Origin of the sequence: Mycolicibacterium cosmeticum (genome assembly GCF_000613185.1) — a bacterium.
GTDB lineage: Bacteria > Actinomycetota > Actinomycetes > Mycobacteriales > Mycobacteriaceae > Mycobacterium > Mycobacterium cosmeticum.
The window spans coordinates 1,179,154-1,194,391 of sequence record NZ_CCBB010000003.1 but is presented as its reverse complement, the minus strand read 5'-3'; the positions used below and the strand labels follow the sequence as shown (position 1 = coordinate 1,194,391).

The following is a 15,238-nucleotide window of genomic DNA, read 5'->3' as shown; positions in this document are numbered from 1 at the left end:
TCGATGGACGGAGGCGACGGCGGGCGCAGCGGGGTGCACGGGCACCCGGGTGAACGCGGACATGCCATCGACGCGTACGCCGGACATTGCGTGAATGCTGATCATGATGTCGCTCCCCTCCTTTCGCCGAGCCGCACAGAATTGGTGATCTTGAGACTAGAGCCTAACAGCACAAACCCACAAGCGATTTTCTGACCTGCGGTTTTGGCAGGATCTGTGGGTGTCATGACCGATTCTTGACCAGCTCCAGCACATCGGGCCCGTACTGCTCCAGCTTGCGCGCGCCGATGCCCGGGATGGACACCAACGCCGCCTCGTCGGTCGGCATGGTCTCGGCGATGGCGATCAGGGTGTTGTCGGTGAACACCACATAGGCCGGCACGTTCAGCTCCTTGGAGGTGCGCAGCCGCCATTCCTTGAGCTCGGCCAGCAACGTCTCGTCCAGATCGGACGGGCAACTCTCACAGCGTCGCAGCGTGATCGCCGCCGCGGTGTCGAGCACCTTGTTGCATACCCGGCAGCGCGGCGCCGGACCGCGGGGCCTGCGCGACCGGCCCACGGGGGCGTCGGCCGGGGTCTGCGGCGCCACCCCGTTGAGGAAGCGGGACGGCCGGCGTCCCTGCCTGCCGCCCGCGGCCCGGGCCAGCGCCCAACTGAGGTTCAGATGCACTCTGGCCCTGGTGATTCCGACATACAGCAGGCGACGTTCCTCTTCCACGGCCTCGCTGTCGGCACCGTGCGCCAGCGCGTGCGAGATGGGCAGGGTGCCGTCGGTCAGGCCGACCAGGAAGACCGCGTCCCATTCCAGGCCCTTGGCAGCGTGCAGCGACGCCAGCGTGACGCCCTGCACCACCGGTGGATGCCGGGACTCGGCACGTTGCCGTAACTCGGCCAGCAGGGCTCGCAGATCCAGCGAAGGCCGTTGGGCCACTTCGTCGTCCACCAGCTCGGCCAGCGCGGCCAGCGCCTCCCACCGCTCCCTGGCCTTGGTACCGGCCGGCGGTTGCGCGGTCAGCCCGAGCGGCTCCAACAGCGCGCGCACCACCTGCGGTAGGTCGCCCTCGTGCTCGGCGCCGGCGGCGCGCTGCATGGCGAGCAGCGCCTGGCGCACCTCCTGGCGGCTGAAGAATCCTTCCCCGCCCCGCACCTGGAACGCGATACCGGCCTCGGTGAGCGCCTCCTCGTACACCTCGGACTGTGCGTTGATCCGGTACAGCACCGCGATCTCCGATGCGGGCGTTCCGGATTCGATCAACCTGCCGACCCGTTTGGCCACCGCGGCGGCCTCGGCCGCCTCGTCGGAGTGCTCACTGAACGACGGCTTCGGCCCGGGATCGCGCTGGCCGACCAGATGCAGCTTGCTGCCGGCCATCCGGCCCCGGGCCGCCGCGATCACCCGGTTGGCCAGCGACACCACCTGCGGGGTGGACCGGTAGTCCCGCTCCAGCCGCACCACCGTGGCCTCCGGGAACCGCCGCGAGAAGTCCAGCAGGAACCGCGGGGTCGCCCCGGTGAACGAGTAGATGGTCTGGTTGGCGTCGCCGACCACCGTCAGGTCGTCGCGCTCGCCGAGCCAGGCGTCGAGCACCCGCTGCTGCAGCGGGGTGACGTCCTGGTACTCGTCGACGACGAAACACCGGTACCGGTCCCGGAATTCGCTCGCCACCGCGGCGTCGTTCTCGATCGCCGCCGCGGTGTGCAGCAGCAGATCGTCGAAGTCCAGCAGCGCGGTGCCGTCGCGGTGGGTCTTGAGGCGTTCGTAGTTGTCGTACACCTTGGCCACGGTGGCGGCGTCCATCGGGATGTCACGGGCCGCCTTGGCCACCGCGGCCGCGTACCCCTCCGGGGTGATCAGCGACGCCTTGGCCCACTCGATCTCGCCGGCCAGATCCCGCACATCGTCGGTACTGGCTTGCAGCGCAGCGCGATTGGCGGCCTGGGCCACCACGGCGAACTTGCTGTCCAGCAGTTGCCAGTCGGTGTTGCCGACGACGCGGGGCCAGAAGTACTGCAGCTGCCGGCGTGCGGCGGCGTGAAAGGTGACCGCTTGCACCGCCGAGGTGGCCACCCCGGACTGCTCGCCGAGGGTGCGCAGCCGGCCGCGCATCTCGCCGGCCGCCCGCGCGGTGAACGTCACGGCCAGCACCTGGCCCGGCGCGACGTGGCCGGCCGCCACCAGGTGCGCGATGCGGCGGGTGATGGTGCGGGTCTTGCCGGTGCCGGCACCGGCCAGCACACACACCGGGCCACGGGGCGCCAGCACGGCCTCGCGCTGTTCGTCGTCGAGGTCGACGAGCAGGCTGTCGACGGACGGCATGGCGTCCATCATGGCAGCACACCCCGACAACGGCAGTTATCGGATCTGCGCCAGCCAGTCCTCGAACGTGGTGGGCGCCAGTCGGGCACCGTCGCCGGGCAGCAGCGCGTTGCCGGCCATCTGGAGGCCCAACATCGACGACCACGTCGGCACCAGCCGCACGGTCCGGCCCCGGGCGGCCAGCGTGCGGCGCGCCATGTCCACCAGGTCCTGGGTGTCCGGTCCGGCGACGTCGACGTACGGGCCCTGCGGGTCGCCGGTCACGATCTCGGCCAGAATCGCGGCGATATCGGCCGGCGCGATCGGCTGCACCAGCAGCGGGGCGATCTCGGCGACACCGTCGTGTTCGGTCCAGCCGACGACCATCTCGGCGAAATCGTGGAACTGGGTGGCCGGCACGATCGTCCACGGCACCGGTCCCGCCTCGACCAGCCCCTCCTGCCGGCGCTTGCCCGCGTAGTGCGGGTTGCCCTCGATGTCGTGGATGCCGACGATCGACAGCAGCACGTGGTGCCCGACGCCGGCGCGCTGCTCGGCGGCCAGCAGGTTGGCGGTGGCGGTGCCGAGGTAGTCCTCGGTGGCCGCCCGGTCACCCACCGGGGCGTTGGTGACGTCGACGACGGCCTGCACCCCGGCCAGCGCGGCGTCCAAGCCGGCCCCGGTGGACAGGTCCACGCCGAGGGACCGGCTGATCGGCACCACCTGATGCCCGGACCGTTCGAGTGCCTCGACGGTCAGTCTCCCGATATTGCCGGTGGCACCGGCGACCGCGATCCGCATGGTTGTGACTCCTTTCGACCGATTATGGGCATGGCGCTCCCGGGCTGTTGGGAATTACCGGCGCCGTCGGTTAGGTTGTTGCCGCTATGACTACCGCTGCGCTGACCATGTACACCACGTCGTGGTGCGGCTATTGCTCGCGACTGAAGATGGCCCTGAAGGCCGAGGGCATCTCGTGGGACGAGGTCGACATCGAGGGCGACCCGGCCGCGGCGGAATTCGTCGGCTCGGTCAACGGCGGCAACCACGTGGTGCCGACGGTGAAGTTCGCCGACGGCTCGACGCTGACCAACCCGAGCATCAAGCAGGTCAAGGCGAAACTGGGCTGAGCCGCCCCCGAGTCAGCCGGCGAACGCCCAGGACTCGATGATCTCCCTGGCGATCGAGATCGATCCCGGCAACAGCAGCCGCGACGACGAATCGCTGTTCCAGTCACCATGCTCCAGCGCCTCGCGCACCTGTGCGCGGGTGAACCACTCGGCCTCGGCGATCTCGCCGTCGTTGAATGCGAACGGCTGCTCCGGGTCACCGATGGCGTGGAACCCGACCATCAGCGAGCGCGGGAACGGCCAGGGCTGACTGCCCAGGTAGTGGATGTCGCGGACGGTCAGCCCGATCTCCTCGGCGATCTCCCGCTGCACGCACGACTCGAAGGATTCCCCCGCCTCCACGAATCCGGCCAGCAGTGAGAACAGCCGTTCCGGCCAGAGGGTCTGGCGGGCCAGCACCGCGCGGTCGTGGCCGTCGTGCACCAGGCAGATGATCGCCGGGTCGATGCGGGGGAATTCCTCGTGGCCGTTGACCGGGTTGATCCGGGCCCAGCCGGCCTTGGCGGTCTTGGTCGGTGCGCCGTCGACCGGGCTGAACCGGGCGGCGTCATGCCAGTTCAGCAGCGCGGTCGCGGTGGCGACCAGTTGGGCGCTGGCGTCGTCGAAGATCGGTCCGGCGCGGCGCAGGTCGAGCACCTCCGCCTCGGCGGTGTCGCCCTGCGGAGCCTCCAGGGCACCACGGACCGCCCAGACGTGCCGGCCGCCCGCCACGGTGCCGAGGAACACCGCGTCCGCGGGCGGGGTGGCGCCGAGCGCGGTCGTCGTGCTGAGCACCACACTTCCGCCGGAGATCAGCACCTGGTTGCGCCGGTCGACGTACAGCACCGCCGCGTCCGGCCAGCCGGCGATGGCGGCGTCGATATCGGTGCGCACCTGGTCGTCGCGGTCGGCGCCGATCCGGGACAGCAGTGGGACGTTGCGCAGGGTGAAGCCGCTCATCGAGTGTCTCTGCTCAATCTTTGGATCGGATGTACAGCAATCGGTCGCTGAGTTCGAGCGCGTCCACGCGCTCGTCGTCGACGCGCAGCAACTCCCCGCCGCGCACCACCCCCAGCACGATATCCGTGAGGTGGCGCGGCGAGCCGCCCTCCTCCTTGGTCTCGACCGGTCGCTCGGCGATGGCGAATCCGGCGTCCGGGGTGAGCAGGTCCTCCATCATCTCGACGACGCTCGGGGTCTGCGTGGCGATGCCCAGCAGCCGGCCCGCGGTCTCCGAGGTGACGACGGTGGTGTTGGCGCCGGACTGACGCAACAGGTGCTGGTTCTCGGCCTCCCGGACCGCGGCGATGATGTTCGCGTTGGGGGCCAGTTCGCGGGCGGTGAGGGTGACCAGCACCGCGGTGTCGTCCCGGTTGGCCGCGACGATGATCGACTTCGCGTGCTGGGCACTCGCGAGCCTGAGCACCTCGGAGTCGGTGGCACTGCCCCGAACGGTGACCAGCCCCGCGCTCTTGGCGCGTTCCAGGGCGGCCGGGTCGTCGTCGACCACGACGATGTCGGCCGGCGCCACGTCGTCGCCGATCATCGCCGAGACCGCGGTCCTGCCCTTCGTCCCGTAGCCGACGACGATGGTGTGGTTGCGCACGGATTTCCTCCATCGCTGGATCTTCAGTGCCTGGCGCGACTGGGTGGTCAGGGTCTCGACCGTGGTCCCGATGAGCACGATCAGGAACGCCACCCGCAGCGGCGTGATCACCAGGACGTTCACCAGGCGGGCTGATTCGGTGTAGGGCGTGATGTCGCCGTAGCCGGTGGTGGACAGCGACACGGTGGCGTAGTAGATGCAATCCAGCAGTGACAGCGGATCGCTTTCCTCCGGCGTGGACGCGACGTCGCGGTAGCCGTGCCGATCGATGTAGACGATGAAGACGGCGGCGACCAGCGCGCTCAGCGCCCACAGCACCCGCATGAAGATCTTGCGGCCGGGGCTGACGAACTTCTCCGGGATGTTCAGGATGTCGACCAGGTCGGCGTCGGGGCGCGACGTCAGATTCTGGTCGATCGCCTCCAGGCGCCGGCGCAACCTACCTTTGGCCACGATTCACCGATCGGGGGGAGGTGAGCACGCCACAATGAAACCATGACATCCCCTTCGCCCGTCGTTCAGCAGTCCAATCCGTCCCGCGCCCGGTTCATGGGCGGCTCACTGGTGGGAATGGGCATCCTGCATTTCGTCGCGCCGAAGCCGTTCGACTCCATCGTCCCGGCGGAGCTGCCGGGCAGCGCCCGGTTCTACACCCACGCCTCCGGTGTCGCCGAGGTCGCCACCGGTGCGCTGCTGCTGGCACCGCGGACCCGCAAGCTGGGCGCGCTGGCCGCGATCGCGTTGTACCTCGGCGTGTTTCCGGCCAACGTCAACATGGTCCGGCTGTGGTTCAAAGACCCCGCCAAGCCGCTGCCGATGCGAATCGGCGCCATCGCGCGCCTGCCCCTGCAGATCCCGATGATCACCCAGGCCTACAAGATCTACCGCAACTCGTAGTCCGCCTCCGCCAGCAGCGCCGCCAGTTCCTCCGGCCCGGGCAGGTCGTCGGGCCGGACGGTGACCCCGCTGCGCACGTAGTGGAACGCCGCCCGCACCGAATCCAGCGGCCGGCCGGTCATCCCGGCCCAGGCCAGCCGGTACACCGCCAGCTGCACCGCGGCGTGCCGCTGGGCTTCCGGGGTGCCCGGCGGGTCGCCGGTCTTCCAGTCGACCACCACCTGCCCGCCGTCGCCGTCGTCGAAGACCGCGTCGACCCGGCCGCGCACCACCGTGGCGCCGACCATCATGTCGAACGGCACCTCCACGTCGACCGGGGTGCGGGCCGCCCACACCGATGCGGCGAACGCGGCCTGCAGCTCGGCCAGCTCCTCGGCGTGCGCCCGGCCGGCGTCCCCGTCGACCGCACCGGGCAGATCGTCGAGGTCGAAGAGCCGTTCGGCGTGGAAGAAGCGCTGCACCCAGTCGTGGAAAGCGGTGCCCAGCAAGGCGTTCGGGTCCGGCCGGACCGGCAGGCGGCGGCGCAACCGCTGCATCGCCGCCGCCCGGTCCTTGCCCAGCTCGACCAGCATGCTGACCGACAGCTGGCCCGGCAGCGGCACGGGTTCCGGTTCGCCGGCCCTGGCGCGTTCGGCCAGCAACGCGTCGACGTCGGCCGCCCAGTTCTCCGCGTCCGCGGCGGCCAGGTCCGTCGAGGTGTCGGCGCGGCGCACCAGCTCTGCGCCGCGATCCAGCGCGGCGCGCCGCCCGCCCGTCGGCACGGCCGGCCACACCGCCTCGACGACGGTGTCGCGCAACGGGTTCGGATCACCGTCGGCGGGCTCGGGCGCCCAGTGGTCGATGACACCGCACGGCTCGCCGGTTTCTGCCGACGCTTCCACGATGGCCCGCAGCTCGAGCAGGAATTCCGACGGTCCGCGCGGTTTCGACTCGGTGGGGCCCCAATGATGACCCGACACCAGCAGGGTGTGCTCGCATCGGGTCAAGGCGACGTACAGCAGCCGCCGTTCCTCGTCCACGCGGCGTTGGGCCAGGCGATCCTTGTGGGCGCCGATCTTGTCGGCCAAGGCTTTTCGGTCGAAGACATCGGAGGTGTCGAGCACCGGCACCCCGTGTTCGGAGTCGGTGGCCCGGTCGCCGCGCAGCAGTGGCGGCAGGTCACCGGCGTCGGTCAGCCAGGTGCGCGCCATGGCGGTGGACGGGAACACCCGGGCGCTCAGGTGCGGAACCGCCACCACCTGCCATTCCAGTCCCTTGGCGGCGTGCACGGTGAGGATCTGCACCCGGTCGGTGGCGACCGTGGTCTCGGCCGGGGCCAACCCGTTCTCGACCACCGCGGCCACCTCGAGGTAGGCCAGCAGTCCGTCCGGGGTGGCGTCGGCGCGGTCGGCGAAATCGGCCACCACGTCGGCAAAGGCGTCCAGGTGTTCGGCGCCGCCCCACCCGGCGGCCACCGGGCGGGCCGCCCTGGCCTCGGCGTCGACACCCAGCACGCGGCGGATCTCGGCGACCAGTTCTGGCAGTGGGTGGGCCAGATGCGCTCGCAGCGCGGTCAATTCGCGACCGAGCGCGACAATGCGGGCGTAACCCTGCGTCGAGTAGCGGGACTCGGGTCCGGGATCGCAGATGGCATCGGCCAGGCAGGCGGCATCGGCGTCCGGCGCGGCATGCGCGACGATCTGCGCGGTGGTGGCCGCCGCGGCGGGCCCGTCCAGCTCGACCGCCCGCTGCCACAGCGCCGCGATATCGCGCGCGCCGAGGCGCCACCGCGGACCGGTGAGCACCCGCATCGCCGCGGGCCCACCGGTCGGGTCCGCCATCAACCGCAGCATGGCGACCACATCGGCCACCTCGGGAACCGACAGCAGGCCGGCCAGGCCGACGACTTCGACGGGCACGCCACGCGCCGTGAGCGCCTCGGCCATCGGCGCGGCGTCGGCGTTGCGGCGCACCAACACCGCCGTGGTCGGGGGTGTCGGGCCGGCCAAGAATCGCCGCGCGACCTCGTCGGCCACCCAATGGCGTTCGGCGACCACGTCATTCAGCAGGGCGCAGCGGATGTCACCGGGTTCGGCACCGGGGCGCGGCAGCAGCTCACGGACGCTGACCGACCGGCGGCGGGCCTGCGCGGACACCTCGTTGGCCAAGTGCAGCGCCTGCGGCGGGTTGCGCCAACTGGTCCGCAACTCCAGGGTGGGCGCCGGGGTGCCGTCGGAGAGCGGGAAGTCGGTGGCGAACCGCGGCAGGTTGGTGGCCGACGCCCCGCGCCAGCCGTAGATGGACTGGACCGGATCCCCGACGGCGGTGAGCGCCAGGCCGTCGTCGACCCCGCCACCGAACAACGCCGACAACGCGATGCGTTGCGCATGCCCGGTGTCCTGGTACTCGTCCAGCAGCACCACCCGATACCGTTGTCGCAGTTGTTCGCCCACCTGGGGCGCGGCCACCGCCAACCGGGCGGCCGCCGACATCTGGGCGCCGAAGTCCATCACCTTGGCCGCCCGCATCCGGCGGTGCAGTTCGTCGATGAGCGGCACCAGCCGGGTGCGTTCGGCCTGGGTGTCCAGCAGTTTGAGCAGCCACTGGGCCGGGCCCGTGTCCCGCTGGTTCGGGCCGGGCGGCAGGTTCAGGATCAACCGCTCGAGCTCGACATGGGTGTCGGTCAGCGCGGCGGTGTCCACCAGGTGCTCCGACAGCGCGCCGGCCAGGCGCAGTACCTGGCCGGTGACGGCGGCCGGGGTCTTGTCGGTGTCCAGCACCCGCGGGTGTTCGCACACCACCCGGAAGGCCAACTGCCACAGTTCCGTCTCGCCGATGAGCCGGGTGTCGGGTTCCACCGGCAGCAGCAATCCGTGCTCGCGCAACAACGTTCCGGCGAAGGCGTGGTAGGTGCTGATGGTGGGCGGGTCCTCGGACCGCAGCTGCGGGCACAGCCCGGCACCGGCGAGTCGGGCCAGCCGGGCCCGCACCCGGCGCAGCAGTTGGCCGGCGGCCTTGCGGGTGAACGTCAGCCCGAGCACCTCCGCCGGTGCGGCGTAGCCGTTGGCGACCAGCCACACCACCCGCGCCGCCATCGTCTCGGTCTTGCCGGCACCGGCGCCGGCGATCACCACCAACGGTCCCGGCGGCGCGGCGATGACCGCCGCCTGCTCATCGGTGGGCGTGAAAAGGCCGAGCGCGTCGGCCAGTTCGGCCGGGCTGTACCTGGTGGCGATCACTGGCCCTCTCCCTGCTGATGCGCCGGGCACATCGCGCGCACCGGGCAGTGCCCGCAATTGTCGTTGACTCGGGCGACGAACGTCGGGCCCTGGGTGGCTGCCGCCGCGGCCATCACCTGGTCGCGCCACCGGGCGGCGGCGTCGGGCGTCAGGGCGTCCTGCGTGCGTTCGGTGGCGCCACCGGCACTGGGCTTGCCGGGATACACCAGTACCCCGCCGCCGGGCTCATCCCCGTGCGGCAGCACGCCTTCGGCGACGGCCAGTTGGTACATCGCCAACTGGGCGTGCCGTTGCGCGTCGTCCTTGGTGACCGGACTCTTCCCGGTCTTGACGTCGACGATCACCAGCCGGCCGGCGTTGTCCCGTTCCAGCCGGTCGATGCGGCCGCGCACCCGCACACCCGGTGCGACCATCCCGTCCACGGCTACCTCGGTGCCCACCTCGGTCAGCTGGCGGCGGGTCAGCTCACGCCACTGCGCGAACGCCGACAGCATGGCCCCGTGCCGGGTCAGCTCGTTGTCGGCGTACCACTGGGATTCGTACGGCAGCCCGGCCCAGACGTTTTCCAGTTCGGCCAGCAGCTGCCGCTCGGTCTTGGCGGAATCGGCGAGCAGGGCGTGCACCAACGTCCCCACCGCCGACCGGACGTCGCGGCTGTCGCTGCCGCCATGGCGTTCCAGCATCCAGCGCAACGGGCAATCCGACAGGGTCTGCACCGTCGACGGGGACAGCGTGACCGCCTGCTCGGGATCCGACCACAGCGGTTCACTGGTGGACGGTTCGGTGCACCCGTACCAGGAGCCCGGATCGGCCCCGGCCACCCCTGCCTCGGCGAGCCGGGCCAATTGCGTTGCGGCACAGGTGCGGACCTGGTCGCTCACCTCACCGTCGGGGGCACACACCACCGCGCGCAGGCGGCCCACCAGCGCCGCGGGAGCCAGTACCCGCGGCGCGGCGACCGGCGTGAGGTCGGCCTGGCCGCCGTCGGTGGCCAGCTCGGCGAGCTCGGCGCAGAACGGCGAGGGCAGCATGGCGTCGTCATCACCGGCACCACCGTCGACGGCTGTCACCAGCAGCCGGCCGCGGGCCCGGCCCATCGCGGCGATCAGCAGGCGCCGTTCCTCGGCCACCAGCGGTGCCCGCACCGAGACCGGCCGGCCGGGTTCGGTCACCCCGTCCAGGATGTCGACCAGATGCTGGGTGCCCAGCACCCCGCCGCGCGGAATGGTGTTGGGCCACAAGCCCTCCTGTACGCCCGCGATCACCACGAACTCCCAGTCCCGGTCCAGCACCGCGTGCGCGCTGCACACCGCGACCACCTCACCGCGGGGTGTGCGGTCGGCGGTGACCGGCAGGCTCAGCCCCTCGACGTGGTCGAGCAGGCCCCTCAGCGTCGCCCCGGTGGTGCGGGTGACGTACTGCTCGGCCACGTCGAACAGCGCGGTGACGGCGTCCAGGTCGCGCTCGGCCGCCGCCCCCGCGGCACCGCCCCGCTCGGCCGCGGCCACCCACCGGCGCTGCAGTCCGCTGCGCTGCCACGCCTGCCACAGTGTGGAACGCGGGTCCTCCCCCGCCCGGTGACTGCGCTGCGCGGCCGCCAATACCGCGGCGACCCGTTGCAGGCTGCGGCCGTGCTCGGGCGCCAGTCCGTGCGGCACCTCGCGCACGGCGCCGGCGAGCAGGTCCGGGAAGTCGCGCTGCCGGTCGTCGAGGCGGCGCAACGCCCGGCGCAACTGCCGCAGGGAGACCGGATCGACCCGGCCGATCGGCCCCGTGACCAGATCCACTGCCGCCGCGCCGGTCAACCCGTCGGCGGTGGCGCCGAGCACGGTGAGCAAGGCGCGCACGGCCGGCTGGCGGGCGAGCACCGGCTCGGCGGCCGGCAGGTCGACGGGGACACCGGCGGCGGCCAGCGCGCGCCCCAGTGCGGCGCCGGCACGCGGCACCGACCGGACCACCACCGCCATCTGCGACCACGGCACCCCGTCGACGAGGTGGGCGCGGCGCAGTGCGTCGGCGACCACCATGGCCTCGGCGTGCGCGGTGGCGGCGATGCGCACCGATACCTGGCCGGGATCGCCGGTGGCGCTGGTGAATTCGCCGAATCCTTCGGCGGCGGGCAGCCGGCGGGCAATACCCGAGACGGCGGCGGCCACCGCGGCCGAGCATCGATGCGAGGCGGTCAGCGTGATGGCCGGTGTGTCGGTGCGCAACAGCGCGGGATCGGCGCCGCGGTATCCGAACACCGATTGGTTGGGATCACCGGCGATGACGGTGAGACCCGCACCGGCGGCGAGCACCCGCACCAGCAGTGCGGCCTGCGGGTCCAGGTGTTGCGCGTCGTCGACGAGCAAGAGCTTGATGCGGGCCCGTTCGGCGGCGAGCAGGTCGGGGTCGGTGGCCAACGCGTCCAGCGCCGCACCGACCAGTTCGGCAGCCCCCAGGGCCGGCACGGTGGCCTGCGGTGCGGCCATCCCGACCGCCGCGCGCAGCAGCATCACCTGCTCGTAGACCTGGGCGAAGCGACCCGCCGCCACCCATTCCGGGCGGCCCGACAACCGGCCCAGGCGTTGCAGCGCCACCGGGTCGACCCCGCGTTCGGCGCAGCGCGCCATCAGATCGCGTAGTTCGGAGGCGAAGCCGGCGGTGCCGAGCGCCGGGTGCAGCGTCGCCGGCCAGGTGGCCGCGCCGTCTTCGAGATCCCCGGCGAGCAGTTCCCGGATGATGCCGTCCTGCTCGGCTCCGGTGATCAGCCGAGGCGGCGGGTCACCGCCCCGCTGGGCGGCCAGCCGCAGCACCGCGAAGGCGTAGGAGTGCACGGTGCGCACCAGGGGTTCCCGGACCACGCCCGACCCGCTGCGCAGCAGGCCGGCGGTGATCTGGGCTCTGGCCGCGGCACCCAGCCGTGCCGAACCGGTGAGCAGCAACACCGATTCGGTCGGCACGCCGGCGGCGATATGTGCGGCGGCGGTGTCGGTGAGCAGGCGGGTCTTTCCGGTGCCCGGCCCGCCGAGCACCCGCACCGTGCCCCGCAGACCGGGGTCGGCCAGTGCGGCGGGCTCCAGCACGGTGGTCGATGCGGTCATGCCGACATGTCACCACGGAGGTCCGACAAGTAACCTCGCACCGTGCTGCACACCTACCGGTACGGTCCCGACTCCCCCGTCCAGGTGCTGGCCATCCACGGCCTGACCGGACACGGCAAGCGGTGGGCGACCCTGGCGTCCGGCCACCTGCCGGACGTATCCATCTTGGCGCCCGACCTCATCGGGCACGGCCGTTCGACATGGGCCGCCCCGTGGACCATCGAGGCCAATGTGGCGGCACTGGCCGACCTGCTGGATGCCGAGGCCACCGGACCGGTGCTGGTGGCCGGGCACTCGTTCGGGGGCGCGGTGGCGTTGGCCCTGGCCGCCGCCCGGCCCGATCTGGTGTCCGGGCTGGTGCTGCTGGACCCGGCGGTGGCGCTGGACGGTGACTGGATGCGCGAGATCGCCGACGCCATGCTGTCCTCCCCCGATTACCCGGACCGCGACGAGGCCCGCGCGGACAAGTTGTCGGGTTCCTGGGGTGAGGTGGCGCCCGACGAACTGGAACGTGAGCTCGACGAGCATCTGATCGCGCTGCCCAACGGGCGGCTGGGCTGGCGGATCAGCATTCCCGCGACGATGTCGTACTGGAGTGAGCTGACCCGCCCTATTGCCGTGCCGGCCAACAGGATTCCGGTGACCCTGGTCCGGGCGACCCGCACCAGCCCGCCGTATGTCACCGACGAGCTGATCGGCACCCTGCGTGCGGCGCTGGGCGACCGGTTCACGTCGGTCGATCTGGACTGTGATCACATGGTGGGACAGGCCCGTCCCGCCGAGACCGCGGCCCTCATCCGCGACCAGCTGAGCTGACATGGCGCGCGTCACCGAGGAGCAGGTCGAGTCGGTCCGCGCGCTGGTGGCCGCGATACCGGCGGGCCGGGTGAGCACCTACGGTGACATCGCCGACGCGGCGGGGCTGTCCAGCCCGCGGATCGTGGGCTGGGTGATGCGCACCGACTCGTCGGATCTGCCGTGGCACCGGGTGATTCCCGCTTCCGGGCGGCCCGCCGCGCACCTGGCCACCCGGCAGTTGGAACGGCTGCGCGCCGAAGGCGTATTGGCCGCCGACGGCCGGGTACCGCTGCGCGAATACCGTCACCAGTTCGAATAGAACTCCAGGTGCGCCCGCGCCGCCGACTCCCACGTCATCGACGCGGCGAGCTCCCGTCCCGGCGTCGGGTCGGCCGGATCATCGAGCGCCGCAGCCATTTCGGCGGCGAATCGGGGGACGTCGGCGGCGAACCGCACCGTCTCCCCGAACACCTCGCGCAGGACCGGCAGGTCCCTGGTGACGACGGGCCGGCCCGCGGCCAGTGCCTCCATCGCCGCCAAGCCGAATCCTTCCTTGGTCGACGGGAAAGCGAACACGTCGCAGCCGGCCACCAGCGTCGGCAACTCGGCATCGGCGACGGCGCCGAGGATGACGGGGTCGACGCCGAGTTCGGCGCACCGTGCCTCGAACTCGGCCCGGTAGTCGCGGTAGTCGAACAGCGTCTCACCACCCGCGATGACCAACGCAAGCTCCGGATGACGTTGCCGCAGAAGGTGATATGCCGCGACGAGGTCGAGGGTGCCCTTGCGTGGTTCGATACCGCCGACCGTCAACACGTAGCGTCCCAGCTGGGCGCGCCAGCGGGCCTGCCCGTCGAGATCGGCGGCGGCGGCGGTGAAGCGTTGCGCGTCAACCCCATTGGGGATCACTGTGGGTTCGAAACCCCAGCCCGCGCGCACCTCGGCTGCGACGGCCGAGGATACGCAGATGCGGCCGTAGGGTTCGACGATCGCCTTCTCGTGGCATTCGGCCAGCACCGGCGTGGTGAATCGGTCGAGATGATGGATGGTGCGGATGCAGCGTCCGACGGCGTTGGCGCTGATGCAGTCCTGGGCGTGCACGATGTCGTAGTCATCGGGGGTGAACGCGCGGCGCAGCACCTCGATCGACCGGACGATGCGGTCGGTGACGGTGTCTGCAGGGTGGTCGGTGAACTCCACCAACCGCACGGCCACGGCCGGGTCGACATCCCGGAAGAAGCCCCGGTCGCCCGCGCGGGCCAGCGACCACACCGTCACGTCGGCGCCCGACCGGGCCAGCGCCTCGGCAAGGTAGAGCGTGTGCACCACGCCCCCACGGGGTTTGGTGGAATAGGTGAGCAGCGCGATCCGCACGGTCAGCCCCGCACCGACTTGGCGCGATAAGTGTCCGGACGCAACTCGGCGAGGTGGTTGAGCACCTTTCTGGCGCGGGCGATCTCGGCCTCGACGTCGATCTCGGCCTTGGCCATGCCGCCCTTGGAGCGGGTGGTGGCCAGGATGTCCCCGCCCGGCCCGACCACCTTGGCCTGCCCGAGGAAGCGCAGCTTGCCCATCACGCCGGTCTGGTTGGAGGACACCAGGACCACCTGGTTCTCCGCGGCGCGGGCGCAGTCGTACAGGTCGAACAACCGTGATTGCCGGTCGGCGGGCAACCGGGACGCGCGGTCGGTGATGCTGGCCGGCCACGCCGAGAGTGCGGCGATGATGTGGGCACCGTCGACGGCCAGCGCCCGCGCCGCCTCGGGAAAGGTCTTGTCGTAGTCGATGAGCATGCCGACCCGGCCGACCGGTGTGTCGAAGGCGCCGAACGCGTCGCCGGCCAGATAGGTCAGCGCTTCCCCGGCCGGTTGGTGCACCTTGCGGTAGGTGCCCAACACGCCGTCGCCGGACACGCAGACGGCTGCGTTGTACCGGGCGCCCCCGGGGGCCGACTCGGCGTAGCCGACGCAGACGGTCATCTTTCCGGCCGCGGCGATCACGGCGGCGATCTCCGGGCCGTCGGGATCCAGGGCGGGTGGCGGATCGTCGGGGTCGGGTGCGGCGAAATCGCCGATATAGCCGCCGAGGCAGGCGTCGGGCAGCACCAGCAGGTCGACGCCGTCGCGCGCCGCCGACTCGATGATCCCGACGACCTTGGACACCCCGCGGTCCATATCGCGGCCGAAATGGGCGGCGACCGCTGCCAGCGTGACTGGTGCCATGGCTCC

The 15,238-nt window shown here is 71.5% G+C and carries 12 protein-coding genes; 4 read left to right on the top strand and 8 right to left on the bottom strand.

Translation table 11 applies throughout. From position 1 onward, the window contains the following. Positions 1–223: 223 nt before the first annotated feature. Both BN977_RS24945 and BN977_RS24940 read right to left on the bottom strand, forming a co-directional pair. Complete coding sequence (locus tag BN977_RS24945; RefSeq protein ID WP_170203547.1) at positions 224–2,317, bottom strand: ATP-dependent DNA helicase UvrD2; 2,094 nt, start codon at positions 2,315–2,317, stop codon at positions 224–226. A 36-nt stretch (positions 2,318–2,353) separates the two neighbouring features. Further along, positions 2,354–3,097 carry an SDR family oxidoreductase gene (locus BN977_RS24940; RefSeq protein ID WP_036402272.1) on the bottom strand — a complete coding sequence of 248 codons (744 nt, stop codon included), beginning with the start codon at positions 3,095–3,097 and terminating at the stop codon, positions 2,354–2,356. A gap of 86 nt (positions 3,098–3,183) precedes the next feature. On the opposite strand from BN977_RS24940, the gene mrx1 reads away from it, so the two are divergent. Beyond that, entirely contained in the window at positions 3,184–3,426 is a 243-nt protein-coding gene (mrx1, locus tag BN977_RS24935; RefSeq protein WP_036402270.1) for a mycoredoxin Mrx1, read from the top strand. A 12-nt stretch (positions 3,427–3,438) separates the two neighbouring features. Here the strand turns inward: mrx1 and nudC are convergent, their stop codons facing one another. Both nudC and BN977_RS24925 read right to left on the bottom strand, forming a co-directional pair. Next, positions 3,439–4,365, bottom strand: coding sequence for an NAD(+) diphosphatase (nudC, locus tag BN977_RS24930; protein WP_036402268.1), 927 nt, complete (start codon positions 4,363–4,365; stop codon positions 3,439–3,441). A 13-nt stretch (positions 4,366–4,378) separates the two neighbouring features. Further along, a complete protein-coding gene (locus tag BN977_RS24925) occupies positions 4,379–5,464 on the bottom strand; it encodes a potassium channel family protein (RefSeq protein WP_036402266.1) in 1,086 nt (361 codons plus the stop codon). Between the two features lie 42 nt (positions 5,465–5,506). Between BN977_RS24925 and BN977_RS24920 the strand changes: the two genes are divergently transcribed. After that, positions 5,507–5,908, top strand: a complete 402-nt coding sequence (locus BN977_RS24920) for a DoxX family protein (protein ID WP_024454435.1) — start codon at positions 5,507–5,509, stop codon at positions 5,906–5,908. On the opposite strand, the gene BN977_RS24915 is transcribed toward BN977_RS24920, so the two are convergent. Both BN977_RS24915 and BN977_RS24910 read right to left on the bottom strand, forming a co-directional pair. Beyond that, entirely contained in the window at positions 5,893–9,183 is a 3,291-nt protein-coding gene (locus tag BN977_RS24915; protein WP_084172668.1) for an ATP-dependent helicase, read from the bottom strand. The genes BN977_RS24920 and BN977_RS24915 overlap by 16 nt on opposite strands. Beyond that, positions 9,123–12,212 (bottom strand): ATP-dependent DNA helicase, encoded by a 3,090-nt coding sequence (locus tag BN977_RS24910; RefSeq protein ID WP_036402263.1) that lies wholly within the window; start codon positions 12,210–12,212, stop codon positions 9,123–9,125. The genes BN977_RS24915 and BN977_RS24910 overlap by 61 nt, the downstream gene beginning before the upstream one ends. Positions 12,213–12,254: 42 nt before the next feature. Here BN977_RS24910 and BN977_RS24905 point away from each other — a divergent pair, with 42 nt between their 5' ends. Next, positions 12,255–13,028 (top strand): alpha/beta fold hydrolase, encoded by a 774-nt coding sequence (locus tag BN977_RS24905; protein ID WP_036402260.1) that lies wholly within the window; start codon positions 12,255–12,257, stop codon positions 13,026–13,028. 1 nt (position 13,029) lies between these two features. Continuing rightward, a complete protein-coding gene (locus BN977_RS24900) occupies positions 13,030–13,329 on the top strand; it encodes an MGMT family protein (protein ID WP_036402258.1) in 300 nt (99 codons plus the stop codon). Here the strand turns inward: BN977_RS24900 and BN977_RS24895 are convergent. Then, positions 13,314–14,384 carry an MSMEG_0565 family glycosyltransferase gene (locus tag BN977_RS24895; RefSeq protein ID WP_036402256.1) on the bottom strand — a complete coding sequence of 357 codons (1,071 nt, stop codon included), beginning with the start codon at positions 14,382–14,384 and terminating at the stop codon, positions 13,314–13,316. The genes BN977_RS24900 and BN977_RS24895 overlap by 16 nt on opposite strands. A 2-nt stretch (positions 14,385–14,386) precedes the next feature. Next, positions 14,387–15,232 (bottom strand): carbon-nitrogen hydrolase family protein, encoded by an 846-nt coding sequence (locus tag BN977_RS24890; protein WP_036402254.1) that lies wholly within the window; start codon positions 15,230–15,232, stop codon positions 14,387–14,389. Positions 15,233–15,238: the final 6 nt, after the last annotated feature.

What these genes read in the sequence shown, in the direction of transcription:
- BN977_RS24890 (WP_036402254.1), bottom strand. Translation starts at nt 15,232, where the DNA reads ATGGCACCAGTCACGCTGGCAGCGGTCGCCGCCCATTTCGGCCGCGAT.
- BN977_RS24920 (WP_024454435.1), top strand. Translation starts at nt 5,507, where the DNA reads ATGACATCCCCTTCGCCCGTCGTTCAGCAGTCCAATCCGTCCCGCGCC.
- BN977_RS24945 (WP_170203547.1), bottom strand. Translation starts at nt 2,317, where the DNA reads ATGCCGTCCGTCGACAGCCTGCTCGTCGACCTCGACGACGAACAGCGC.
- mrx1 (WP_036402270.1), top strand. Translation starts at nt 3,184, where the DNA reads ATGACTACCGCTGCGCTGACCATGTACACCACGTCGTGGTGCGGCTAT.
- BN977_RS24910 (WP_036402263.1), bottom strand. Translation starts at nt 12,212, where the DNA reads ATGACCGCATCGACCACCGTGCTGGAGCCCGCCGCACTGGCCGACCCC.
- nudC (WP_036402268.1), bottom strand. Translation starts at nt 4,365, where the DNA reads ATGAGCGGCTTCACCCTGCGCAACGTCCCACTGCTGTCCCGGATCGGC.
- BN977_RS24940 (WP_036402272.1), bottom strand. Translation starts at nt 3,097, where the DNA reads ATGCGGATCGCGGTCGCCGGTGCCACCGGCAATATCGGGAGACTGACC.
- BN977_RS24900 (WP_036402258.1), top strand. Translation starts at nt 13,030, where the DNA reads ATGGCGCGCGTCACCGAGGAGCAGGTCGAGTCGGTCCGCGCGCTGGTG.